The following is a 24,254-nucleotide window of genomic DNA, read 5'->3' as shown; positions in this document are numbered from 1 at the left end:
GGCGCCGTCGTTCGAGACGCGGCGCCTTTCCCGTGCCGAAGAGGCCGGTGCGACGTCCCCGATTGGAAGAGGTTCAGCTCAGTCATGCGCTCCACCATCTCCGGCTATACCGCTCTGCCCAAGGCTCACAAGTTCTCCGCCGCCGGTCTCGTCACCGTCGCCGGTGCCGCCGCTCTGACGTTCGCGCTGGTGCCGCAGGCCTCCGCCGCCGACGCCGTCTCCAGCGTCGGTGTGAAGCCCGTGGCGCAGAGTGCCCAGGAGTTCGGTGCGACGCACGACGTCGAGCTGGCCAAGGCCACCGACGCCGCCGCCGTCAAGGCCGGCGCCGACGCCAAGGCCGCCACCGAGACCGCCGCCAAGGCGAAGGCCGATGCCGAGCGCGCCAACCGTTCCACCGAGCGCAAGGCCCTCCAGCCCGCCCCCGCCGCCAAGCCCGCCGCCCCCGCCGAGAAGGCCTACGCGGACAACCTGGACGGCTGGATCAAGGAGTCCCTGGACGTCCTGCAGGCCAAGGGCATCCCGGCCTCCTACGAGGGCATCAAGCGCAACATCATGCGCGAGTCGACCGGCAACCCGCGTGCGATCAACGACTGGGACATCAACGCCGTCAACGGCGTCCCCTCCAAGGGCCTGCTGCAGATCATCGACCCGACCTTCAAGGCCTACCACGTCGAGGGCACGTCCTGGGACATCTACGACCCGGTCGCCAACATCACCGCGTCCTGCAACTACGCCGCCGACAAGTACGGCTCCATGGACAACGTCAACTCCGCATACTGATCCGGCCACGGACAGCATGCAGCGTGGGGACGTATGAAGGGCGCAGCACCCGTAAGGGGCTGCGCCCTTTCGCATGTCCCCGGTGCGATCCTGAGCGAGCAGGGGGAGCGACCTCCTCCAGAAGTTCAGAGCACTGTGCAGCCGGTCGTGACCGGGATACGCGCAGACCAGCGGCCCGAGACGACGTCGAGTGCCTGGGCGTAGCTGTTCGGCTGCTGCCCCCTGCGGGTGCAGTCGTTGAGGCTGGTCCGGAGGCCGAAGGAGCCGCCTGCGTGGCCCTGCTGGGCCCGGGCCGTGACGGTGCCGGACCACAGGAGACGGTTGTCGGAGGTGCGCCGGACGTACACCCGTACCTGGCCGTGGTTGTAGTGATCGCCATTGATCTTGATGGCCGGGTTTCCGATGGGCGCGGTGCAGATGTCGCCGTCACACTTCGGGTCCGCGGACCAACTGGTCTTCCACAGCCGTGCGGACACCTTGCGGGAGTCGGCGAGCTGATTGTCCCGCCGGGCCTGCGTGCGCGTCGCCGGCTCGACGCACACCACGTCGCCCGCGTACGCCTCGCGCCACACGTAGCCCTCGCGGCAGGCGTTCGGCCCGTACCCTCCGTGGCCCGGGTCGCGCCGCCCGGCCGCCCGGCTGTTGTCCTGGCGCGCCCGGGTCCGCGTCTCCGGCGTGACGCAGACGTGGTCGCTGGGCCGGGCCTCCCGCCACACGAAGCCCTGGAGGCACGTGTCGGGTCCGAAGTCCTCGGCCGCCGCTGCCGGAGCGGTCACCACTGCTGAGGCGGCAGTCGCCACCATGACCGCCGTCCCCGTCAGTATGCGACGCCCAATACCCTTTGCCGTACGCATCGGATCCCCCCGTCTTCGGCTGCCCGCCCCCTGTGAGGCGGCATCGACGCCGGGACAGACACACCGCGGCCACGCCCCGGTTCCCTCACTCCGAAGCGCGGGCTCGCCCACCGGCGCCTCCGTGCTCCCCGCCCGCCCCGGAGCCGCCCCGGAGCCCGCCTTGTACCGGGCCGTACTCTTCCGGTGTGAGCGACATATACGAACTGCAACTGGCCCTCGACCTCCCGGATACCCTGCCGGAGACAGACATTGCCGTGCTCGGCCGGCACCTGTCCGATGAGGGCGGCTACGCCGGCGGCGACGCCGACCGCGATGAGCCCGATGAGGAGGCAGGCGGCCCCGAGACGTACCCTCTGCTGGCTTCCCGGGGCCCGGCATGGCGCATCGGCGGCGCTCTGGTCGGTGAACTCTGCCGAGGCCCGCGAGGCTGGGCCCTCACCGCGCGCCAGGAGGTGCACCCCGACGAGTTCCCTGCGCTCGAAGCCCTTCTGGTGTGGCTGGCCGCGCGGACGTCGACGCCGGGCCCCATCGGATATCTGCGTTTCTACGAGTCCACGGTGCCCGACGTCCTGATGACGGACGGGCAGGTGCCCTGCCGCATGAGCCTGCACCCGTCAGCGGCCGTCGAGCCCGAACTGCTGCCCGGCGCGGTGTAGAACCCGCCCGCGGATCCCGGTCATGCCGTGCCGGTCCCGACGGGCAGAGCCGCGAGAACAGGGCGGCCTCGCGGACGGGGGCTGCCATGGCATCCGCCATAAAAATGTGGAATATTGTATGAAAAGCCGGGATCGGGATGCCGCCGCACCGCCACGATGCTGGAGGACGCCATGGGCATGGGCTTCGCCGACGAGCATCTGACGCCCCTGGTCGACGCCGGGCTGGGCAACAGCGCCTACCTGGTCGATCTGGGTGACGGCCGCGCCCTGGCCGTGGACGCCACCCGGGATCTCCGGGCCCTGCGCGAAGCCGCCGGCCGGCGCGGCCTCACGGTGGCGTTCGCCGCCGACACCCACCTGCACGCCGACTTCCTCACCGGCGCGCTCCAGCTCGCGGCCGACGACGGCGCCACCGTGCTGGCCTCTGCCGCCGGCCACCGCGCCTTCCCCCACACGGCACTCGGCGACGGCGACGAGGTGGACCTGGGAGGGCTGACCCTGCGGGCGCTCGCCACACCCGGCCACACGGACGAGCACCTGTCCTTCCTGCTCCTCGACGGTTCCCGGGAACTCGGCGTGTTCACCGGCGGGTCGCTGATCGTCGGCTCCGCCGCCCGCACCGACCTCCAGGGCTCGGACCGGGCCGAGGAACTGGCCCGCGCCCAGTACCGCTCGCTGCGCCGCCTGGCCGAGCTGCCGGACGCGACCGAGGTGTGGCCCACCCACGGCGCGGGGTCGTTCTGCTCCACCCCGTCCGGCATCGAGCGGACCACCACCATCGGCGCCCAGAAGCGGGCGAACGACCTCCTGGCCGCGCCGGACGAGGACGCGTTCGTCGCCCGCCTGCTCGGCTCACTGGGTTCCTACCCCGCCTACTTCGCCCGCCTCGCCGAACTCAACCGCCGCGGCCCCGCCCTCCTGACCGGCACCCCCGGCTTGAAGCCGCTCACCCCGGCCCGGCTCCGGGCTCTGCTCGCTGACGGCGCGTGCCTGGTCGACGCCCGCCCGGTCACCGAGTTCGCCGCCGGGCACATCCCCGGTGCCGTCTCGAATCCGCTGCGGCCGGCGTTCGCGACCTGGACCGGCTGGCTGCTGCCCCCGGACGTGCCGCTCGCCTTCGTCCTAGAAGCCGGGCAGGACCCGGCCGAACTCGCCTGTCAGGCAGCGAAGATCGGCTACGACCGGCTCGCCGGGCAGCTGGACGGCGGCATGGACGCCTGGCGCGCCGACGGCGGCCCGATCGGGACCATCGGGCTGGTGACGGCCGACCGGATCGGAGACCGTCCGGTCCTGGACGTACGTCAGGACGAGGAGTTCACCGCCGGGCACCTCCCCGGCGCCGCGCACACCGAGCTCGGTGACCTGGCTGCCGACGGCCACGAGGTACGCGACGGTGCAGTGGTGATGTGCGGGCACGGCGAACGGGCGATGACCGCCGCCAGCCTCCTCGCCCGCCGAGGCAGCCGGGACCTCGCAGTGCTCGTCGGCGGTGCCCAGGACTGGGCGAAGGCGACCGGTCGGCCTCTGGAGGGCGACCGGTGATCGCCGATTCCTGATCACAAGTCCCGATCAGCGGAGACCTTGGCGCACGTCGCGGGCGGCGAGCCGCGTCGGGCATAGGGCGATACGCCGTCACACCTGGCTTTCGGAGGCCAGGGTCGTGGCGGCGATGCCGGGGCGGTCGCGTGCGTCCGGCGGCGGTGTGACGGTGACACCGGCCCCGGTGAGGATGCTCAGGTCCAGGCTCCAGGTCGTGGCGGAGCGTTGCTGCCACAGCGCGAAGGCCGCGGCGACGTGCCGGCGGGCCTGGTCCGGAGCCATCCCGGTGACCTTGACCAGGTGGGCGAAGGCCTGGGCCTCCAGGCCGCGGACCTGGGCGTAGCCGAAGTGCGTGACGGTGTGGCAATCGGTGCACAGGCAGATCAGCCGCTTGAGCGTCTGCACGCGGCGGGCCCCGTCGTACACCCACCGCTCGTGCGCCTCCAACCACCTCTTGGCCTGCCGGTCCTCACCTGCTCCGCAGGCCTCGCAGCGCATGCCCGCCCGGCGGGTGATCATGCGGCGCAGCCGTTCCCAGTCCTGCCGGGTGACGCAGGAACGGACGTTGGTGAACCAGCAGCTGCTGGGCACCAGGTCGACGAACAGCCCGCTGCCGAGCGTACGGTCCTCACCGGGCAGCAGATCGGGGACGTCGGCGGCCGCCGCCCAGGGGGTGAGGGCAGCCATCCCCGCGCGGGGCGCGTACCAGCGCCTGGCGGCCGGATCCCAGCGGGCCCCCGCCCGCTTCGCCTCGTCCTTCTGTGCGTACGGGACGTCCAGCCATATCCGCTCAACCACCGTGTGCTTCCCTCCCCGTTGACGACGCGGCACACGCTATCGGTACGGCTGCAACTCGCTGACCCTCACGGGCCGATTGCGATCACCGCTTGTCGCAGTGTTCCTACGACCGGGCCGGCCAGAGCAGCGCCTGGGCGACGATGACGCTCTCACCGTTGAAGGTGACGGCGGGGCCTTCGTGCAGTTCGTAGCCAAGGCCGATCGCTTCGCTCACACGTCGGCAGAACGAGGCGTCGTCCGGTCCGGTGAGGACTCGGTAGATGGGCAATCCGTCGGGTGGTGTGCTCATGAGGAGAAGGATTCCAGATGCACGCTCTCACCGAGCCGGCGGGCCGGCACGGCCCGAAGTCAGTCGCTCCCAGGGTCGTTGGTCAGGTCTCCGGCAGAATTCCGCTTCCAGGGCCGCCTGCTCGAGCGCGGGATCGCCCCAGTCGCTGTTGCGGTTGACGGTGACGACGTGCTCGCCGTCGGCGGTGGCGGCCGGCCGGGTCAGTGAGCCGGTGATTTCGCTGCTGTGCCCCCAGACCTGCACACCGCATGCCGCGAGTGTCTGTGACCTGATCCCGAGGCCGTAGGACCTGCCGCCGCCCAGATCGTGGCCGGTGAACATCTCCTTCTGCTGGGCGGGAGGAAGGAGCTTGCCGCGCACGAGGGCTCGGACGAAGACGTTCAGGTCGCGGGCGGTGGAGATCATCTCGCCGGAGGCGCCGGAGAACGAGGGGTTGAAGTCGGTGACGTCGTAGCTCCGTGCGGCAGGGTCGTCCACGTAGAGCTTGGAATAGTGCCGCCCGTGCGGGCCGGGCACCGATGGCGACGAGCCGGGGACCGTGGTCCCGTGCAGGCCGAGAGGTCTGATGACGCGCCGTTCCACTTCGGAGGCGTAGCTGTGGCCCGTGGCCTTCTCGATGACCATGCCGGCCAGGATGTAGTTGGTGTTGGAGTAGGACCAGCCCTTGCCGGGCTCGAAGAGCGGCTCGTGGGCGAGGCCGATCCGTACCAGTTCCTCCGGCGTGGCGCTGTCGTACCGGTGGGCGAGGAACGCCTTGCCGGTGAACCTGGCGCGGAGTCCGTCGTCGTCGATGTAGTCGTAGAGGCCGCTGGTGTGCTGGAGCAGCTGGCGCAGAGTGATCCGGCGGCCGTCGTTGCCGTGGCCGCGCACCAGGCCGGGCAGCCACTTGTCGACCGTGTCGTCGGTCGACAGGCCGTGCCCGGGTTCGGCGGCGAGCTGCAGCAGGACGGTGGCGATGAAGGGCTTGGTCAGGCTGCCGATACGGAAGCGGTCCTGCGGAAGACGCGGGCGGCCGGTGCGGAGGTCCGCCACGCCGGAAGTGCCGCGCCAGGTCTCGCCCGCACGGTCGACCCGGGCCAGGACACCGGGGGTTCCCGCGCGCGTGATCGCGTCGAGAGCGCCCTGCGTTGCGGAGTGAGCGGAGCGCGCGGCGTCAGCAGGGTGAGGGGAGGAGCGGGAGGTGGAGCGCGGTGCAGCGGAGGCCGGAGCGACCGCGGCTGCGGCGACCGCTCCGGCCAGTGCCAGGGTGACCAGAGTGCGAGATAAGGCGTTCGTGGCCATGTGGGCTTTCTCCGTCTCCGGTTGGGCGCTGTGGTACTCAGGAGGACTTCTGAGCCCTACGGGAGGTTGACGGTCTTCCGTCGGCCGCGCCCCTGAACGAACCCGGAAGCAGCCCTGAGGCAACCCTGAGGCACCCCTGATGCTCGCCTCCGGCCGGTCGGCCGCGACGCCGGGGCGGGTCGTTCACCCGCCCGGCTGATGCCGGTGCCGCTTGGCGCCGGGCGCCTCGTGTGGTTCGGGCGCTGTCCGGGAGCATGGCGGTGTGGACGGGAACCAGGATTTCGGCGGGGCCGAGCCGTTGAGTGCGCTCGAGGTGGTGCCGACGGCTCGGACGGCGGTGGCGTGGATGCCGCCGCAGGAGCTCTGGCCGGCGATCCAGGAGATCCGGTGGGAGCACGATCCGCAGGTCCGGCGGTGGCCGCCGCATGTGAACCTGCTGTTCGGCTTCGTACCGGAGGAGGAGTTCGCACGGGCCGTGCCGCTGCTGGCCGCCGGGGCGGCGGAGAACGCGGCGTTCACGGCGCGCCTGTCCGGGGTCCGCTACTTCCGCCACCGGCATTACGCCACCGTGTGGCTCGATCCGGCCGCGGCCGGCCCGGCCCCGTGGGCCCGCCTCCAGCAGGCGCTGGGCTCGCGGTTCCCGCTCTGCCGCGGGCGCGGCGGCCGCTTCACCCCGCACTTGTCCCTCGGCCGCACGCAGGAGCCGCGGCAGCTGGCCGCCGAGTGCGCCGCCCGGCTCGGCGCGCAGCCGGCCGTGGTCGAGGACGTGGTCCTGCTCTCCCGGCGCGGCGACGGGCCCATGCGGCCCCGGGCCGTGATCGCGCTGGGCACGGGGGAAGTCCGCAGACTGCCGGAGTACGAACAGCAGTAGGCCGGAGGGGCCCGGCAGCCGAGCCGTCGCAGGCACATCACGAGGGGGAGCCCGGCGAGCGCCCGCCCAGTGCGGCCCGCGCCGCCGTGACCATGGCCGTGATCCCGGTCGGCAGGGCGAGACGCGGGCTCGGGGCGAAGAGGGGGGAGTGGTTGGGCGGGAGGGCGGCCAGCTTTTCGGCGGCGGTGGTGCCCGGGGCGGCAGCCCACTGGCGCGGGCCGGCCGTGCCCAGCATCCAGTAGACCGTAGGCACGCCGTCCGGCGCGAGGAGCGGGAAGTCCTCGGTGGCCATGGACGGCGGCCAGCCGGTGACGCGGGCCTCGCCGAAGGCCGCCGCGTGCGCGTCCCGGACGGCCGCCGTGAGCCGCGGATCAGGATGGTTGACGGGAGAGCGCGCAGTGACGGAGATCCCCGGCGGCACCGGGCAGCCCGAGGCGTCGCATTCCGCGCGGACGATCCGGTGCACGGCCGTCACGACCCGGTCCAGCGCGGAGCCGGAGAAGCCGCGGACGGTGAGGCCGAGTTCGGCGCGGTCCGGGATGACGTTGCCGCGGGTGCCCGCCTGCAGGCGGCCGACGGTCAGGACGACCTGTTCGGCCGGTGCCGTCTCGGCGGCGACCACGGTCTGCAGGCGCAGGACCACCGCGGCGGCGGTCACCACCGGATCGACGGCCAGGTGCGGCGTCGCGACGTGTCCGCCGCGCCCGTGGACGACGACGTCGAGGGAGACGCTGCCCGCCGTCATGGGGCCCGTGCCATGGGCGACCATGCCCGCCGGCAGGGGCGCGGCGTGCTGGGCCAGTACGGCGTCGGGCCGGCCGAACCGGTCGTGGAGCCCGTCGTCGAGCATGGCCTGCGCGCCGCTCAGCGTCTCCTCCGCGGGTTGCCCGACGACCATCACCGTGCCCCGCCACAGCCCCCGCTCCCCGGCGAGCACGCGCGCCGCGCCCGCGGTCGCCGCGAGATGGAGATCGTGCCCGCACGCGTGCATCACCGGCACCGGGGCACTCACGCGGCTCGCGTAGGGCAGGCCGGTGCGCTCCTGGACGGGCAGGGCGTCGAGTTCGGCGCGCAGCATGACCAGCGGCCCCTTGCCGTTCTCCAGCAGGCCGACGACACCATGGCCTCCGACGCCCGTGGTCACCCGGTAGCCGGCCCGGGTCAGCCAGTCCGCGAAGCGGGCCGCCGTGCGGGACTCCTCCCCGGAGAGCTCGGGGTGCGCGTGCAGGTCGAGGTAGAGCGTGGTGACGGCCTGGAGGAGGTCGCGCGGGAGCGTGGACATGGGCTGATGCGCCTTTCGGGCCGATCGGGTGGCAGGTTGGCCAGTTGGCCAGTTGGCCAGTTGGTCGGTTGGCCGGTTGGTCAGGCCGTGCATGCCGCTGACACCAGGTGTCAGCGGCATGCACAGAGATCTGTGAGCGGGTCCTGCTGGACTGATGGGGCAAGAACGGACGTACGGACGGCGGATCGCCGGCCGTGCGCACCGGCCGCAGCAACGACGCAAGGAGACGCACCATGGCTCAGCAGGCCGAACTCGCCACGCTCGCCCAGGAGATCCTGGAGCTGGAGTCGGAGACCTTCGAGATCTCGGACTACTCGGACGCGAGCGAGGTCGTCCTCGCCGGTTCCACCAGCTCCAGCTCCACGAGCACCTGCTCCAGCACCACCAGCACCACCAGCTGCTCCGCCTGATCCCAGGCAGCGCAGCCGCCCGGCGTCCGTACGTCCGGCGAACCGGAAGCCCTCGTCCCCGCCCCGGCCGAGGGCTTCCGGCGCGTCATCTTCAGGGACGACGCTCACGGGAACGGGTGCGGCACCCGCCTGATCTCCTCCTCCCGCAGGTCCGTCGACCGCCACCCCGCACGCCGGAAGGCCGTCCGCAGCCGGTCCATGCCCAGGACCCGCTGCCGGCCCCAGCCGAAGTCGATGGGCACCAGCCCGGGCACCACCGTCGAGACGGTGCACAGCCCCATCCGCTCCTGCTCCGGGGAGGTCTGGTCGACGACGATCACGTCGAAGCCGGCGCCCGTCAGCTCGTCGCGGCACAACAGCAGATCGTCCAGGAGATCGCCCGTGGCGGGCCGCTGCCGCTGCCAGTCCCCGTAGAGCTCTGCCAGCGGCCGGACGGACTCCGGCTCCAGGTACTCGCGCGCGTGCTGCGCCATCCGCGGCAGGCCGTACAGCCGGGCGTGGTGGGTGAGTTCCCGCACCAGGGAGAAGTCGTCGGCCATGGCCTCCAGCGCGGGCCGGTGCTCGGCCACCTGCCGGTCCAAATGCGGCAGGTACGTGAGCACCTCGGACAGCGCCGCTTCCACCGCCTCCTCAGGGTCCAGCCGGGCGCCCGCAGCGAAGGAGAGCGTGCCGGGCCCGCCGTCACGGCGTACGGCCACGGCGGTCACCACGGGCACGGCCAGGTCGACGCGGTTGTCGAAGGCGTGGACGTCGTAGCCCTGGAGCGCCGCACGGTCGGCCATGGCCCGCACCGCGCCGCCGCGGCACGACGCCAGGTCGATGCCGGCGAGCCGGGCCCGCCCGTACCAGCCGAGCAGGAACGCGTCCCGTTCGACGAGTTCCAGCAGCCCGAACAGGACGGCCTCCTCCAGGCAGCTGCCGGTGGCGCAGCCGTTGGAGCTCTCGAAGACGAAGTTGTCGCTGTCGCGGCCGGCGCCGTAGTGGACCGCCCGCTGGGGCACCAGGACCGTGCGGTTGTCGCCCAGGGAGTACCCCTGCACCCAGGGGATGGGCCGTGCGGGGTCGAATGGCGCGAGCATCGGGTCGGTGCGGTAGACCTCGGGCGCGTACGTGCCGCAGGTGCGCGGGTCGACGGCCTCGTCCCGCACGTCGTCGTAGGCGGCGACGAGCGGTTCGCCCCGGTGGCGGCGGTGGATGCCCGCGTACCGTTCGAGCCCCTCCAGGTACGCCAGGGTCCGGCTGGCGGCGAAGGAGTTGGCCTGGCCGCTCCAGGTGACGTCGGACAGGCCCGCGTACGTCCGGACGAAGACGCTCCCCGCCACCGGGGAGGTCGTGGGGGAGGCGACGTTGAGCCAGGTCCCCTCGCCGAGCGCGCCGCACACGGGGTTGGCCAGGGCTCCTTGCGGCAGCGGGTACGAGCCGGCCGGCCGCAGCCGGGACGCGCCGGGTCCGGGCTTCGGCCGCGCGACGAGCCGCGGCGGGGCGTACGGGCCCGGAAGGGGGCCGCACGCGGGGCACAGCGGATCGCCGAGCAGTGGCAGCGTCGTCACCCGCAAGGTGGCCAGGTCGACGCGCGTGACCTGGGGCAGCGGGAGGTCCGCGGGCGTGTGCCACTCGCCGTCCGGCCGGCCTGCCCCGGCCGGGCGCCCGGAGAGCAGGACCGCTTCGTACACGCTCCAGATCGCGTCCACGGCGTGGTCGGGCAGTACGGGCCACGGGCCCGCCCCGGTCATGTCCGTGCCCACTTCGAGCGCGTCCCGCTCGGAGCGTGAGCGCAGCCGCTGCCAGCGCCGCGCGAGACAACCGCCGCACGCCGCAGGGGCATCCTCCTGCGCGCCCCAGGGGCCGATCAGCGCCGCTTGCGCGGTCAGGTGCACGGTGGCGCGGGGGCGCAGTGCGCCGTACGGGTCCGCAGCGGGCCGGAAGGCGTCGGCCGCGCCCACCGGGACGACGAGAGGCGCCTGACGGCCGGGAGCCTGCAGCCCCGAGGACCGGAACCGTTCGGAGAGGGCCTGCTGGAGCCGCCGGCTCGCCGCGGCCATGGGGCCGGTGGCCGGCGCAGTTGTGGTGGTCGCAGTCGTGGTCGTGGTTGTGGCGGTAGTCGTGGTCGTGGCGGCGGTGCTCATGACGCGTTGCTCCAGCGGAAGGTCTTCACCGCGATCCCGCCGAAGACCAGCGCGAAGAGAGCCAGCCCTCCGCAGGCCACGGCGGTGGAGGCGAGGTCGGCGCGCCCGGAGACCGCCCGCGATATGCCGTCGTTGAGATAGTGCAGCGGCAGCACTTTGGCCGCGGTCTGCAGCCAGGAGGGCATCGCGTCCAGGGGGTAGAACGCCCCGGACAGGAACGCCATCGGCACCATGACGCAGTTGGCCACGGCCGCCACGGCTTCCGGGGTGTCGGCCCGCGAGCCGATCACCATGCCGATCGCGAGGAACGCGGTGATGCCGCTCACCAGGACCGGCACGGCCCACGGCCACGTGGCGTCCACGTGCAGCCCGAAGACCGGCAGCAGGGCCACGCCGATGAACAGCAAGGCCTGCACGGCCCCGATGGCCAGGGCGATGACGTACCGCGAGGCGAGCACCGAGCCGAGCGGGGTGGGCGTCAGCCGGATCAGCCGCAGCAGGTCGTCGCGGCGCCACTGCATCAGCGTGAACGCCACTCCGAAGACGGCCGCGTTGCCCACGCCCCACGACAGGACGCCGGGGGCGATGTAGTCGATGTAGCCGCGCCCGCTCTGCTCCACCGTCTTGCCGCGGAAGATCAGCCCGAAGACGACGAGGAAGATCAGGGGGAAGGCGAAGGTGAAGAAGACGGTGGTCCGGTCGCGGACGGCGGCCCGGTAACTCGCCCCGGTCAGTGCGGTGTAGGCGCTCATGCGTGCTGCTCCGTTCCGGTGAGCTCGCCCGTGAGCTCCAGGTAGACGTCTTCGAGGGTGGCGGTGCGGGTGCGGATGCCGTCGAGGCCGACGTCCGCGCCGAGGGCGGCCAGCAGAGGTCCCGCCGACCGGGTTTCGATGACGACCGAGCCGCCCTCGGCGGTGACGCGTTCGGCGCCCTCGAAGGCCTGCGCCCGCTCCACGGTGATCCGGTCCGCCGGCACCAGCAGCCGGGTCGGCGCCTGCGCGGCGCCGACCAGCCGGTCCGGGCTGTCGAGCGCCACCACCCGTCCCGCGACGACGATGGCCACGCGGTCGCACAGCGCCTCGGCCTCGTCCAGGTGATGGGTCGTGTAGACGATCGTGCGTCCCTCGCTCTTGAGCGCGCGCAGCACCTGCCACAGGGCGCGGCGCGCCTGCGGGTCGAGGGCCGCGGTCGGCTCGTCGAGGAAGATCAGTTCCGGGCCGTGGACGAGCGCGGAGGCGATGGCGAGCCGCTGCCGCTGCCCTCCGGAGAGGACGTCGACGCGCACGTCGCCCTGCTCGGCCAGTCCGACGAGGGCCAGGGTGCGGTCGACTCCGGCGGGGTCGGAGCCGTAGAGGGCCGCGACGGTCGCCAGGTGTTCACGTGCCGTCAGCCGGGTGAAGAAGGCCGAGGTCTGGGTCTGCACGCCCATGCGCGGCAGCAGGGCGAGGTTCCGGGGCCAGGGGGAGGCGCCCAGGACCGAGACGCTGCCCGCGTCGGCCTTGCGCAGCCCCTCCATGATCTCCACGAGCGTGGTCTTGCCCGCGCCGTTCGGTCCGAGCACGCCGAAGAACTCGCCGCGCTCCACGGTCAGGGAGATCCCGTCCACGGCCTGTTTGTCGCCGTAGCGCTTGCGTACGCCGTCCAGTACCAGGGCGGGGGCCGCCGCGCGTGCGGACGGCTTCGTGTCTGTCATCGTTCCTCAGTTCTTCTTGCGGGGGTGTGTCGCGTGTCAGGTCTTGCGTGTTACCTGCTGCGCGTCACGCGTTATGCGTCAGGTGGTGTGGATGAAGTCGGCGTGTGCCGGTCGCCCCGCCGGGCCCACGGCCCCGTCACGGCCACCAGCGCGGCGACCAGCAGGGCCGGTACGGCGGCGGCCCACGCGCCGTAGCGGTCCCCGGCCAGGTGGTGGCACAGCAGGACGAGGCCCGCCCCGCTGCCGCCGACGAGGAGCACCGCCCCCAGGCCGTAGGCGGTGTACGCGATCCGGGCCGCCCGCGGGTAGGCGGCGACGCCGTCGCCCCGCCGTACGGCCCGCGCGCCCAGCAGCCGCAGGAAGCGGCGGCTCTCGGTCGCGTAGTCGGCCATCCCCAGGGCGTGGCCGAGCATCTTGTAGCCGTCCAGCGGCGGCAGCGGCACCAGATTGGTGAGTGCCAGCACCGAGCCGGTGAACAGCAGGCCGGCCAGCGGGCCGCGGGACGCGTCGCCGCCGGGCAGGAGGGACCACAACAGCCAGAAGGGCAGCAGGAAGGCCAGGTTCATGACCGTTCCGGCGGCAGCGGTGGCGACCCGTGCCCGGCGCGTGGGCAGGTAGGGGTAGTTCTCGACGGTGCAGTACATGAAGACCATGGGCAGGTGCCAGCGCAGCCCGATCTCGCCGACGGTCCCGCCGAAGTGCCGGGCGACGACCCCGTGGGCCAGCTCGTGCAGGGCCGTGCTCGCCCACAACAGGGTGAACGCGGCGAGCAGCGCCCCCGGCTGCCGGAACAGGAGCACGGTGTCGTCCAGGAACGCCCCTGCGTGCACGGCGATGTACGTCTCCATGCCGAGCACCAGCAGCAGGACGGGCACCACGACCACCGGCGCCAGTGCGAAGCCGACGGCCCTGTACAGCCGGTCGGTGGTGGCCGTGGCATCCGCGGCCAGCCGCAGCGTGCCCTTGAGGAGGGTGCCGGTGACCGGCTTGCGCGGCGCGGCCCCGGCCGGCTGCCCGGAGACAGCGGGCCCGGAGGACCCGGCGCCCCCGCCGTTCCCGGCAGATTCGGCACTCCCGGCCCCGTTCAGCAGCCGCCGCTCCCACAGCAGCTTCAGCAGCTGCTGCCAGTGGGCCTCGCCCAGCCGCCGCCCGAAGCGCGCCGCGTACTCCTCGCCGACCTCACCGAGCGTGCGGGAGCCGTCCAGGCGGGACATCAGGAAGTGCTCCTTGACCCCGACCTCGAAGGACTGCCCGCTGCGCGGATCCTTCACCAGGTGGACGACTGCCGGTCCGCGCCGTAGCGCCGAGCTGCGCAGGATCTCCGGGCGCAGGGCGGGCCGCTGTTCCAGCAGCCCCTGGCGCGCCGGGGGAGGCGTCGAGGGAGACGTCTGCGGAGTCATCGGGGGTCCGCCTCGCGCAAGGCGCGCCCGAGGACGTACGACAGGTACGCCTCGTCGCGGATGGTCACGTGCAGCCGGTTGTTGGTCATGTGCATGTACGGCGACAGCAGCAGGGGCAGGGCGACCGCCGGGTCGGTGACCTGCTCGTCGGCCGTGCCGTCCCACGAACGGAAGACGAGGTCGCCACGGACGGCCAGCGCGGTGGCCCGGTCGCGCAGCTCGGCACAGTGCTCGGCCCAGCCGCGCAGGAAGCGGGGGAGCTCGGTGAGGCCCGCGGCGCCTCCTCCGGCCAGGGCGCCGAGGACGGCGTCGAAGCGCCGCGCCAGCTCCGGTCCCATGGTGGCGTAGGCGCGGTCGTACTCGTCCGAGCCGATGAAGTTCGTCCCGGAGAAAGCCTTCTGCCAGAACACGTGATAGCGGTCCAGGTACTCCGCGAGCTCCTCCCGGCCGGGCAGGAACGTACCGGCCATCACCATCATCAGCTGGGCGGACGTGCCCAGGCGGACGGTCCGCAGATGGAGGTTCATGGTGCGGACGGCCTCGATGACCAGGTCGCTGGAGTGCCGGAAGTGCCACTCCGCGAGCTCCACGCCCGCCGGGCCGCCGTACTTGCCGTACTCGGGCTCGTACGGCTCCCGGCTGACGGTGTTGTTCGGCCGCAGCCGCATCCGCCCGTCGGCGTCGAGGAAGCCGCCGCGCTCGTCCTCGGGGAACTCCAGCTCGAAGAGGGTGTTGTAGAACTCGTTGAGGAAGCCCGAGGAGTCCACCTCGTAGAGCGCGGGCCGCTCCCGCAGGAAGGCGGCGACGGCCTGCTCGGCGCGCCCGGCGACCTCGTGTGCGACGGCCTCGGACGAGGGCTTGAGCCGCAGCCGGACGTGCGGACCCTCCAGCCAGTAGTTGATGAAGAAGTGACCCGCCAGCAGGCCTTCGGCGGTGAGCTCCGCAAGGAGCGGGCCGATGCACCGGGTCATCAGGGGCTGGGGGTTGGCGGCGTAGTGGATGTGCAGGGCCTGCCAGGCGCCGGGCGTGGCGAGGGCGGGTTCGGTCATGTCGGCGCACCGGTTCCTTCGCGGTCGTGACGGGGCGTGCGGAGGGTTTCGACGGCCAGCTCGGCCATATGGGTGCCGCGTGCGGAGACGGCGTGCAGCTCGTCCTCACCGGGCAGGGCCTCGCGGAGCACGACCCGGTCGGCCGGGTCCTTGAGCAGGCCCTCCAGGGCGGTGAGGGACAGCAGGCTGTCGAAGTCGACGTACTGAGGCTTCGCCCGGTCCGCCCCAAGGACGGCCGCGGCCGGGGTGACGGTGGCGAAGACGCGACGCGGCAGTCCGTGCCGCACGCGCCACCGCTGCCACTGCAGGAACAGGGCAGCGTCGCCGCTCCCGCCGCTCCCGCCGCCCATGCCGCTCCCGCCGGGTCCGCCGGGGGCGGGCAGCGCGGCGGCGGGGGCGGTCCAGCTGCGACGGCTGAGGACGAGACCGCCGCAGCGCACCCGCGGCCGGGACGTCACGCCGTCGTCGGATTCGCCCTCCGGCACGCCGCCCCACACGTCGAGCGGTGCCATGGACGTGGGGGACAGGAGCAGCAGAGTGCGGGGAATCTCGGGGAGCGCCAGAGGGACGAGATAACCGAGGTAGACGGGGACGACCTCGCGGTCCAGCCGCCGGGAGCGCAACACCAGGCGGTCGGCCCGTACGTCGTGCTCCACGTACAGGTCGTCGAGAGCGATCCGGCCCTCCTCCGGCACGCCGCCGTCCTCGCCCGGGCAGACGATGCGGTAGTCCGTCAGGCGCCCGTGCAGATTGAGGTTGCTGGTGACGGCCCCGCCGGTGATCTCGGCGAAGACGCTGCCCTCGGGGGGTGTGCCGGCCGCGGTGCGCCGGATCCGGGCGGAGAGCGCCTCACCACCGACACCACCGTTCTCGCCGCCTTCACCCACTGCTTCGCCGCCCGCGCCGTCGAAGCAGTGGGTGAAGCGGCTGAAGGGGAAGGCGAACCCGCCGTAGGACTGGTTGAGTACCGCCAGAGGTTCGCCGTCGCGGCGCACCAGCTGCAGGAAGTGGCTCTGCGGCGCGAAGCGCGGCGCGACGCCGGCGAGCCGCCCGGCGACGGCCTCGACCGTCTCGGGATGCACGCGGATCTCCTCGGCGCCCCGCGCGGTGTCCCAGAGGCGGCGCATCCGGGACGTCCACTCCCGGCGGGCCGCGTCCACGGCCGTGATGCCGGGCAGGCCCAGCCAGTTCGGCTCGGGGACGTAGTCGCCCTGCGCGTCGAAGGGCGTACGGCGAGCGGTGAACGTCAGGTACTGGTCGTAGAAGTCCTCGTGGAAGTCGTGCACGAGCTTCAGGAGGTCCTCGCAGCGGCCGCCCTTGCCGTACCGCGCGACGAAGAAGCCCTTGAGCGTGATGCGCTGCGGCAGGGTCAGGTCGAAGGCGGGCAGGATGCGTTCGAGCGAACGCAGGGTCTCCAGAGGGCCTTCGCCCGCGGCCGTGACCGTGTTGCTCCAGGGCCGCAGGTCGCAGACGACGCCGGTGTCCCCGTCCTCGTTGCCGCTCCCGGCCGCCCGTACGTCCTCGTACAGCAGGGTCCGCGGCAGCGTCGGCTCCGCCGCCCCGAGTTCGCGCTGGATGCCGGTGAGGGACTGCCGCAGCTCGGACAGCAGCTCCCGGCGCAGCTTCGGCCCGGCGGCGGCGTAGCGGCCGACGCAGTCGACCGGCCGCTCCAGTCCCTCCGCGAGCCGTGCCGCCCACGGCCTGTCCAGGGCGCGCAGGGCGTCGCGGAAGGCGCGCAGCGGGTCGGCGTCGTGGACGTCGGTGCGCAGGCACGGGATCTGCACCATGCCCAGGTCCAGCAGGGCCGTCAGATAGCGTTCGCACTCGTCCGGGCCGGCGCCCCGCTCCTCGGCCAGCCAGCGCGCGAGGTCCCCGTAGCGCAGCTGCGGCCGCTCGCCGAACAGCGCCAGCAGCTTCTCCAGCGTGCCGCTGCGGCGGAGGAAGAACAGCCGGTCGCGGGCGGCGTCGAAGGTGACCGCCGCGCCGTCGTCGCCCGCGGTCACCGAGCGGCGGACGTAGCGGATCCGGTCCTCGTCGTGCCTCCATCCGGAGGACAGGGTGACGGGGAGGTCGCCGCGCCGCCCGGGGTCGGCGGCTACGAGCTCGGCGAGCCGGGCCAGGACCACCACGTTCAGCCGGGGGTGGCCGGTCCACTCTTCCGGAACGCGGACGACGCCGGGGGCGCCCTCCGTGCCCTCGCCGCCCTCCGCGCTTCTGCCGCCGTCGGTGCCTTCGCCGCCGTCGGTGCCCTCGGTGAAGCGGCCGAGGGCGACGGCGGTGAAGGTACTGAACGGGCTGGTCTTGCAGGCCGTGCGGTAGAGGTAGGCGAGGGCGGAGCGCTCGGCCTTGCGCAGCCGCTTGTCCGGGCGGCGTCCCGGGTCCGCGCCGATGTACGCGTCCAGCCGCTCCTCCAGCTCGGGCGATGCCAGCAGCAGGCCCAGCCGCAGCCGTTCCTCGGCGAGCAGGCCGCGCAGTGCGGTGCGGGTGCGGGTGGTTTCCGCGGCCAGGAGCGGGGCGCCCTCGGTGAGCAACCCGTCCAGCGCCCGCCGGTCGCGCACCCAGCGCGCCGCATCCTCGGCGGCCCCCGTGTCGGCGGCGGCGAGCAGGGCGAGTGCCCGCTCGGGCGCGCCGGGCAGCCTGCCGTTGAACACGTCCCGCCGCAGCCGCAGCAGCAGCCGCCGGGCCCCGTCGTCCTCCGCCGCCTTGACCAGAGGGTGCAGGCGGTCGCTGAGCGCGGCTCCGCGCGAGCGCAGCCGCTCCTCCTCGCGGAGTACGCGCTCCGCCCAGCGCACGGTGGCCGGGCAGCGCAGGGCCTGTACGGACTCGACGGGCAGCCCGGCCACCCGCAGCATGAAGTACGGGCTCAGCGACCAGTGGCCGGCCCCGGCCTCGGCCCCGGTCCCGGTCCCGGATCCGGCCCCGATCCTGTGGGCCGGGGAAGATGTCGTGTCGGTCATGGTGTCCCCGCGCACTCAGGCGATCTCGTAGCGGAAGTCGGCGGAGCCGGGGCGTTCGTGGCCGACGAGCATGATCAGCAGCGGTGCCTCGCCGCTCTCCGCGAGCTCCAGCTCCTCGACGAACGACACGGTGTCGAAGCCCAGCGCGACCCCGCTGCCCACACCGAGCGCGGTCGCCGCGGTGTAGAAGGTCTGCGCGACCGCCCCGACCGTGGCGTTGACCAGCCGGTAGCCGCGGTCGCCGACCGCGTCGAGCACGGCGGCGGTGCGCACGGCGGGCACGACGACGGCCGCGGCCTGTTCCAGGTTGTAGTTGGACAGGAAGTAGTTCCGCTGGAGGAAGTCGCCCGGCGGCCCCGCCTTGACCAGCCGCAGCCCGTGCGCGCTGCCCGGCTCGTAGGCGTACGCGCCGGGAGCGATCCCCTCGACGTGGTTGACGAAGACGTACAGCCGGGTGAGCCGAGGTGTGTCCTGCCTGACGTGCCTGACGTGTCCGTCCTGCCCGTCCTGCCCGTCCGGACCGTCCTGCCCGAACAGCCCCTCCCGCCCGGTCGCGTCGCCGCCGACGGACGCCGATGCGGCGGCCGCCAGCGTCGCGGCCAGCTGATCGGCGGCGAGCGCCCGCCGGGCGTCGAACCGGCCGAAGCTGCTGCGCCGCCGGCGCAGCGCCTCCCGCACGCCCAGGCCCAGCGGCGCGGGCTCCGGCAGGGCCACGAGGGCCGCCCCCGGCGCGCTGCTCGGCGGCTCCGGGGAAACGGCCGCCGGAACGAGCGCCCCGGGCTCCGGGCGGGCGGTGGCCTTCTCGAGGGTCGCTGCCTGGATCCGCCGGACGGTCTCGAAGGGGATCACGCGGCGGGAGCGCTCGCTCTCGGTGCGGCGCACCCGGGCCGCGGGTCCGGCGGTGTGCCCCGTGGACGGGGGTGCCGTGCGTTCCCAGGTGAGCGGGACCACCGCGAAAACGCCCTCGTCCAGGACGTCGAGTCCGAGCAGCCGGGCGATGCGCTCCTCGTCGAACCACAGGGCGGGCTCGATGCGCAGGCCCCGGGCGCGTGCCCACATCCGCCAGGTCTGCAGCAGGGCGCCGACGTCCATGCTGACCGCGTGCATGCAGAAGCTGTTGTACTTGAAGGCGTTCTGCCAGAACTTGACGCCCAGCACCAGGAACTGGTCGGTCGTCATGTCCGGGCAGGGGCCCGGTCCCAGGCCGGCGGCCTCGCGCACCTCCGCCGAGACGTCGCCGGTCAGCAGCCGCTGCATGGCGTGGTGCGTCGTGGAGTAGTGGTGGACCCCAGGCGCCAGGGGCCCGCCGGGTCCGTTCACCCAGTAGACCGTCGCCGGGTAGAGGCCGCCGCCCGAGGCCGTTCCCCGCGACCAGTTGGCGTCGGTGTAGAGGGGCAGGGACGGCAGGTCGGTGTTGGCCTGGACGCCCAGCCGGCGCCCGGTGCGGCCGTACGAGTCGAGCAGCATCCCGCCCAGCAGCGGCAGGGAGAAGCACCTCTCCTTGGGGTCGGCGTTGCCGAACACCCCTTCCTGCACGGTGGCCGCGGGCCCGGGCGCTGCGTCGTCGCCGTCCGGCAGCGGGAAGGACTCCGCGCCCGTGTAGAACTTCCCTTTGCGCGGCCGGTCCGACCAGTCGGGAGCGAATCCGACGGGCTCCATGGGGATCCTGCCGCGATGCATGATCGCAGTCGCGTATTCATGGGCGAAACCCACTGGTTCTCCTTACGTGACGTCGTGACGTGTTCGGTTCGGCAACTGGAGGGGGAAGGGAGCGATCAAGGGAACGGATGCGGAGCCGGGTTGAGCTCGTCCGCCCGTAGCTCGCGCTCGCGCAGACCGGCCGCATGCAGCGCCGTCAGCATCCGCGGCATCCGCAGCGCCCGCTGCCGCTGCCAGCCGAAGTCGATCGGCAGCAGACCGGGCACGAACACGCAGACCGTGTGCAGACCCAGGTCGCGCTGCTCGGGCAGGGTCTGATCGACGACGATCACGTCGAAGCCCGCGCCCGTCACTGCGGCCACGCACCGTTCGACGTCGTCCCGGAGGTCGTCCGCGACGGGCAGCATGCGCTCGCCCGGTGCGTACAGCTCCGTCATGGGCAGCTTCGGCCCGCGGTGGCCGAGCAGGAACGAGGCGTGCGGGGCCATCTCCGGGAGGCCGTAGACCAGCGGATGGTCGTGCAGGGCCAGCACCTTGTCGAAGTCCGCCGCCATGGCGCGCAGCCGTTCGCCGTCGCGCTCGGCCCGGCCCCGGATGTTCACCGCGTCGGTCGCGATTTCGCACAGCCCGCCGGCCAGCGCGGCCTCCGGGTCGAGGCCGGCTCCCGCGCCGAAGCACAGCGTGCCGGTGCCCCCGTCGGTGCGGACCGCCACCGCGGTCACCACCGGCACCGGGAAGGTGACCCGGGTGTCGAAGAACCGCGCCTCGTAGCCGTACATCGCCAGCCGGTCGACCATCTGCCGCGTCCGCGGGTCCGTGCTCGTCCGCGGGTCGATCTCGGGCAGCGCGGCCCGCCCGTACCAGGCGAGCAGGAAGGCGTCCCGCTCGATCACCTCCATCAGCCCGTGGTAGACGGCCTCCTCCACGGAGCCGCCCGAGGCGCAGCCGTTGGAGCTCTCCTGGACGAACCGGTTCTCCAGGCCGGGCGTGCTGTAGTAGGTGAGGATCTCCGGTACGAGCAGTGGCCGGTGGTCCCGCAGGGAGTAGCCCCACACCCAGGGGATCTCCCGGTCGGGGGAGAACGGCACCACGCGCGGGTTGGCCCGGTGGAACTCCTCCGCGTACAGGCCGCACGCGCGCGGGTCGAGCGCGTCGCCACCGAGGGCGGCGAGGGACGCCCGCACCTGCGGGGACCGGCCGCGGGCCCGCATGCCCGCCGCGCGTTCGAGGCCCTCCAGGACGCCGATGCGCTCGCTGTCGGCGTAGGAGTCGGCGTGGCCGCCCCAGAACGTCTCGCGCAGGTACTCGCCCGAGCGCAGCTCGAAGCAGCCGATCGTGGCCGATGTCGACGCCGAGGTGACGTCGTGCACGACACCGGGGCCGAGCGCCCCGCACACCGGACCGGCGAACGCCGTCACCGGCAGCTCGTACTGCGAGACCGCCCGCACCCGGAACGAGCCGGGCCGGTGCTTGGGCGCCGGTTGCAGGGTGAGCTCCGCGGCCTCCGCGCTGTCGGGGACCCGGCGTCCGCAGTCGGGGCACTCCGCGTCCGGGACGAGCAAGTGGCTGCTGACGCGCAGGGTTTCGAGGTCGAGGAGGTGGACGGTGGCGAAGGGGCCGCCTTCGTCGGCGGGGTTTGCGGCGGTATCTGCGGTGGGGTTTGTGGCGGGGCCGTGTGAGGTGCTGACGGCGGTACGGGCGGCTGTCAGCGCGGCCAACGCGTCCGTCAGGAACGGTACGGCGTAAGGAGGCCGCCCGGCCGCCCGCGTGTCCGACCCCAGCTCCAGTGCGTCGCGCAGGGCCCGGCCGCGCACGGACTGCCAGCGGCGGGCCAGGCAGCGGGGGCAGGGAACGCCGCCGTCGCCAGGGCGCGTGCCGTCCGGCCGGGGGAAGGGGCCGACGAGCGCGTGGTGCCCGTAGAGGTGGACGCGCGGCGCGAGGTCACCCTGGGGGAGGGCCTCCTGGGCCAGTTCGTCGCGTACACCCAGCGGTGCCACTTCGGTCGGGGTGCCCGTACCCGCGGGTGATGCGCGCAGGAGCGCGGCGATGTCGCGGCAGGCGTGTTCCCACTCGGGCGGGGCGGGGGAGAGGCCGGTGCCGTCGGCGGCGAGGCCGGGGTCGTGGGCGGCGCCGGAAGGGCGGACGGTGCCGGGGACGCGGGTGGTGCCGGGAAGGTCCGGGCGGGCGACGCCGGGGTAGCGGGCGGTGCCGCTGTCAGTGGGAGTCATCGGAGCCCTCGGGAGCGTTCCCGGCGGAGCCGTCGCGCGTGAGCAGCACGCGGACCGTGCTGATGCCGCCCGCGAGCAGGTCGGCCGAGCCGGTGGGCACGACGAGCGCGTCACGTCCTGCGGCACGCAGCCTGTCCAGCACCGCGGCGTACGTCGTGGCATCGGAGGCGTCCAGGCGGCCGGCGCTCGTTCCCATGGTGGTGAGGGTCTCGGGGGCGAGATCGCCCAGCAGCGGATCGCCCAGGTCGACGGAGGGGAGGCCGCCACTGCGGTCGGATCCGGCGAGTTCGCGGCCGAGCTGTTCCTGTCCCAGCAGGTCGCGCAGGGCCGCCGCCGCGGCCTGCCGCCGGTCCGTGGCGCCTGCCACCGCCCAGGCCCACTGGCCTGAGTGGGGGAGGAGTGCCCGGGCGAACAGGACGTGGGCGGAGGAGCGTTCCGCCTCGCCGAGGTCGAGGAGCTCGTACTCCTCGATGCCGAGGTTGCGGGCCGAGCTGACCAGGAAGGTGAGCTCCGGATCGTCCCCGTGGGCGTCCGGGGCGATCAGGGCCGCCCCGCCGGTACGGCGCAGGGTGCGTTCCAGGGCGTCGTGGCACAGCGCGGAGAGCAGTCCCCGGGCCGTGGCCTCGGCGGCCGTACGGCCGGCGCCGGTGCCGGCGGACGTGGGGGTGTGGAGCCGGTCGTGGTTGTACGGGCCGAAGGTGCGGACCGCGCCCGCGGGCACGAGCGCCGGGCCCGCGCCCGTGAGGGAGGAGGCGCGTACCCAGGCGGTGACGTCTTCGGCGCGGGCGGGCAGGCCGCTGGCGACGGTGAGCAGTTCGGGACCGAGGACGCGGGGACTGCCGGGTGCCCGGTCGGGGCGGACGGCGTCCCCGCCGAGCACGCCTCCCAGGGGCACGACGTGCTCGGCGTAGACGCAGGCCGCGGTGTCCAGGGCCGTGAGCCGGGCGCCGGCGACGGTGTGCAGGTCGAACGCGGCGATCTCGCGGCTTCTCCCGTGCCCCAGGGGCAGGCGCACCGTGCCGGCCTTGAGGGGGGTCTGGGTCCACGGCTCGTCCGTGAACCGCTCGAAGACGCCCGTGTGCGGCCGGACGAGTATCCGGCGGCTGTTGAGTTCGGCGAGGAGTGCGTCCGAGTCGATGGCGGGGGCGTCGGTGCCGGTCGCCGGCGCGGGGACGTCCGGCAGGGCGACCGGGGCGACGGCCGGCGCCGGGCCGGTCGTCGCGGCGCCGGTCGTACGGCAGAACGGGCAGCGGGGGTGCGCGAGCAGGGGCTCGGCGACCACGTCGAACGACTCGGTGTCCTGGATGATCACCTGCCCGCGCGTCTCGGCGGGCAGCGCGCCCGTGGCGAGCCGGAAGACCTCGTAGCCCAGGAGGTTGCCGATCATCGCCGAGAGGCTGCGGCCGGGCTGCTGCGCGAGGGGCTCTCCTGCCGCGGGCAGGCAGATGCCGCTCCACAGGTCGGCCGCGGCCGCGGCTTCGCCCTGGGCGCCGAGGCGCAGCACGGCACAGGCCCAGCAGCCGGTGCTCCCGTGCGTCATGAGCGGGCCGACGACCGCGCGGCTGCCGAACATGGCCGCCGGTACGAGCGACTTGCCCTCCGGCACTCCTGCTTCGAGCAGGCGGAAGAGCGGGCGCGGGCCGTCCGTGCCGCCGGTGACGACGACGATGTCGTACGCGGCGAGGTCGCTCCAGGACACCGCCACCGTCCCGTCGGCGGCTTGCCGCGCTGCGGAGCCCGTCGCTTCGATCGGCTCCAGGGAGACGGGGCATCCGGCGGCGCGGAGGCTCTCCGCCTCCTCGTATGCGGGGGCGAAACGTTCTTCCGCACCAGCTCGGTGGCCGACGGAGGCGATGCCGTTGCGGACCAGGCTGAGCGCGCACCAGGCCGCGACGGCATCGTCGCCGAGTACGGCCACCCGGGCCGTACGGAAGTCGTGGAAGCGTCGTTCCGCGTCGTCGGCGTAGTGGTCGACGTAGGCGATCTGCGGCGCGAAGCGCTCCGCGACCTCGGGGGGGAACGCGGGAGGAGCCGAGATGCCGGGGGCGGGCGTGTCACGGGCGAACTCCCGCTCGTACAGCGTGCTAACCAGGCTGCCGACCATGGCCCGCTGCCCGTCACCGAGCCCCTCGCAGAGGTCCGCGACCCGGTGCTTCCCGTTCAGGTGCGGCACGAGGAGGGTGGCGAAGCGGTACGCGGACGGGGAGTTGACGTGGAACCCGCCGTGGGCGTTGTGGAACAGCACGCCGTCCGGGGTCCGGGTGAAAAGGACGTCACGGCGGATGCGGGGCCGTGTCCCGGCAATCGCTGCGTACTCCTTGTGCTCTTCGTGCTCTTCGTGCTCTGCGCGCTCTTCGTGGGCTTCCAGCATGTGTGCACACC

At 73.4% G+C, this 24,254-nt stretch carries 19 protein-coding genes; 5 read left to right on the top strand and 14 right to left on the bottom strand.

Features of this window, described 5'->3' with window-relative positions; genetic code table 11:
* The first annotated feature begins 84 nt into the window (after window positions 1-84).
* Window positions 85-780, top strand: coding sequence for a transglycosylase SLT domain-containing protein (locus ACFPP6_RS09385; RefSeq protein ID WP_382039014.1), 696 nt, complete (start codon window positions 85-87; stop codon window positions 778-780).
* A 125-nt stretch (window positions 781-905) separates the two neighbouring features.
* Here the strand turns inward: ACFPP6_RS09385 and ACFPP6_RS09380 are convergent, their stop codons facing one another.
* The gene (locus ACFPP6_RS09380; protein ID WP_382039012.1) at window positions 906-1,583 is read right to left on the bottom strand and encodes a hypothetical protein; all 678 of its coding nucleotides are present in this window, start codon (window positions 1,581-1,583) and stop codon (window positions 906-908) included.
* 236 nt (window positions 1,584-1,819) lie between these two features.
* Here ACFPP6_RS09380 and ACFPP6_RS09375 point away from each other — a divergent pair, with 236 nt between their 5' ends.
* The gene (locus ACFPP6_RS09375) at window positions 1,820-2,290 is read left to right on the top strand and encodes a hypothetical protein (RefSeq protein WP_382039010.1); all 471 of its coding nucleotides are present in this window, start codon (window positions 1,820-1,822) and stop codon (window positions 2,288-2,290) included.
* A gap of 114 nt (window positions 2,291-2,404) precedes the next feature.
* Window positions 2,405-3,832, top strand: a complete 1,428-nt coding sequence (locus ACFPP6_RS09370) for an MBL fold metallo-hydrolase (protein WP_382039008.1) — start codon at window positions 2,405-2,407, stop codon at window positions 3,830-3,832.
* 90 nt (window positions 3,833-3,922) lie between these two features.
* On the opposite strand, the gene ACFPP6_RS09365 is transcribed toward ACFPP6_RS09370, so the two are convergent.
* The 3 genes from ACFPP6_RS09365 to ACFPP6_RS09355 form a co-directional block, all read right to left on the bottom strand.
* Window positions 3,923-4,627, bottom strand: coding sequence for a DUF5710 domain-containing protein (locus ACFPP6_RS09365; RefSeq protein ID WP_382039006.1), 705 nt, complete (start codon window positions 4,625-4,627; stop codon window positions 3,923-3,925).
* 103 nt (window positions 4,628-4,730) lie between these two features.
* The gene (locus ACFPP6_RS09360) at window positions 4,731-4,916 is read right to left on the bottom strand and encodes a DUF1737 domain-containing protein (RefSeq protein ID WP_382039004.1); all 186 of its coding nucleotides are present in this window, start codon (window positions 4,914-4,916) and stop codon (window positions 4,731-4,733) included.
* Window positions 4,917-4,943: 27 nt separating this feature from the next.
* Window positions 4,944-6,197 (bottom strand): serine hydrolase domain-containing protein, encoded by a 1,254-nt coding sequence (locus tag ACFPP6_RS09355; protein ID WP_382039002.1) that lies wholly within the window; start codon window positions 6,195-6,197, stop codon window positions 4,944-4,946.
* Between the two features lie 262 nt (window positions 6,198-6,459).
* On the opposite strand from ACFPP6_RS09355, the gene ACFPP6_RS09350 reads away from it, so the two are divergent.
* The gene (locus ACFPP6_RS09350) at window positions 6,460-7,068 is read left to right on the top strand and encodes a 2'-5' RNA ligase family protein (protein ID WP_382039000.1); all 609 of its coding nucleotides are present in this window, start codon (window positions 6,460-6,462) and stop codon (window positions 7,066-7,068) included.
* 37 nt (window positions 7,069-7,105) lie between these two features.
* Here ACFPP6_RS09350 and ACFPP6_RS09345 read toward each other — a convergent pair whose 3' ends face one another.
* Window positions 7,106-8,350 carry an amidohydrolase gene (locus tag ACFPP6_RS09345; protein ID WP_382038998.1) on the bottom strand — a complete coding sequence of 415 codons (1,245 nt, stop codon included), beginning with the start codon at window positions 8,348-8,350 and terminating at the stop codon, window positions 7,106-7,108.
* A gap of 233 nt (window positions 8,351-8,583) precedes the next feature.
* Between ACFPP6_RS09345 and ACFPP6_RS09340 the strand changes: the two genes are divergently transcribed.
* Complete coding sequence (locus tag ACFPP6_RS09340; RefSeq protein WP_058043691.1) at window positions 8,584-8,760, top strand: thiazolylpeptide-type bacteriocin; 177 nt, start codon at window positions 8,584-8,586, stop codon at window positions 8,758-8,760.
* Window positions 8,761-8,864: 104 nt separating this feature from the next.
* Here ACFPP6_RS09340 and ACFPP6_RS09335 read toward each other — a convergent pair whose 3' ends face one another.
* From ACFPP6_RS09335 to ACFPP6_RS09295, 9 genes are all read right to left on the bottom strand, one after another.
* Window positions 8,865-10,886, bottom strand: coding sequence for a TOMM precursor leader peptide-binding protein (locus tag ACFPP6_RS09335; RefSeq protein ID WP_382038995.1), 2,022 nt, complete (start codon window positions 10,884-10,886; stop codon window positions 8,865-8,867).
* A complete protein-coding gene (locus ACFPP6_RS09330; protein WP_382038993.1) occupies window positions 10,883-11,638 on the bottom strand; it encodes an ABC transporter permease in 756 nt (251 codons plus the stop codon). The genes ACFPP6_RS09335 and ACFPP6_RS09330 overlap by 4 nt, the downstream gene beginning before the upstream one ends.
* Complete coding sequence (locus ACFPP6_RS09325; RefSeq protein ID WP_382038992.1) at window positions 11,635-12,579, bottom strand: ABC transporter ATP-binding protein; 945 nt, start codon at window positions 12,577-12,579, stop codon at window positions 11,635-11,637. Before ACFPP6_RS09325 ends, ACFPP6_RS09330 begins: the two co-directional genes overlap by 4 nt.
* Before the next feature lie 71 nt (window positions 12,580-12,650).
* Window positions 12,651-13,979, bottom strand: a complete 1,329-nt coding sequence (locus ACFPP6_RS09320) for a peptidase M50 (protein ID WP_382038990.1) — start codon at window positions 13,977-13,979, stop codon at window positions 12,651-12,653.
* A complete protein-coding gene (locus ACFPP6_RS09315; RefSeq protein WP_382038988.1) occupies window positions 13,976-15,028 on the bottom strand; it encodes a lantibiotic dehydratase C-terminal domain-containing protein in 1,053 nt (350 codons plus the stop codon). Before ACFPP6_RS09315 ends, ACFPP6_RS09320 begins: the two co-directional genes overlap by 4 nt.
* Window positions 15,025-17,985, bottom strand: a complete 2,961-nt coding sequence (locus ACFPP6_RS09310) for a lantibiotic dehydratase (RefSeq protein WP_382038986.1) — start codon at window positions 17,983-17,985, stop codon at window positions 15,025-15,027. The genes ACFPP6_RS09315 and ACFPP6_RS09310 overlap by 4 nt, the downstream gene beginning before the upstream one ends.
* Window positions 17,986-18,000: 15 nt before the next feature.
* Entirely contained in the window at window positions 18,001-19,644 is a 1,644-nt protein-coding gene (locus ACFPP6_RS09305) for a nitroreductase family protein (protein ID WP_417801530.1), read from the bottom strand.
* Window positions 19,645-19,760: 116 nt separating this feature from the next.
* The gene (locus ACFPP6_RS09300; RefSeq protein ID WP_382038982.1) at window positions 19,761-21,872 is read right to left on the bottom strand and encodes a TOMM precursor leader peptide-binding protein; all 2,112 of its coding nucleotides are present in this window, start codon (window positions 21,870-21,872) and stop codon (window positions 19,761-19,763) included.
* Window positions 21,859-24,243 carry a TOMM precursor leader peptide-binding protein gene (locus ACFPP6_RS09295; RefSeq protein WP_382038980.1) on the bottom strand — a complete coding sequence of 795 codons (2,385 nt, stop codon included), beginning with the start codon at window positions 24,241-24,243 and terminating at the stop codon, window positions 21,859-21,861. Before ACFPP6_RS09295 ends, ACFPP6_RS09300 begins: the two co-directional genes overlap by 14 nt.
* Between the last annotated feature and the right edge of the window lie 11 nt (window positions 24,244-24,254).

This window comes from Streptomyces aureoversilis (genome assembly GCF_042657885.1).
Classification (GTDB): Bacteria; Actinomycetota; Actinomycetes; order Streptomycetales; family Streptomycetaceae; genus Streptomyces; species Streptomyces aureoversilis.
The sequence above is the reverse complement of the archived record's forward strand: the minus strand, read 5'-3'. Positions and strand labels throughout refer to the sequence as shown.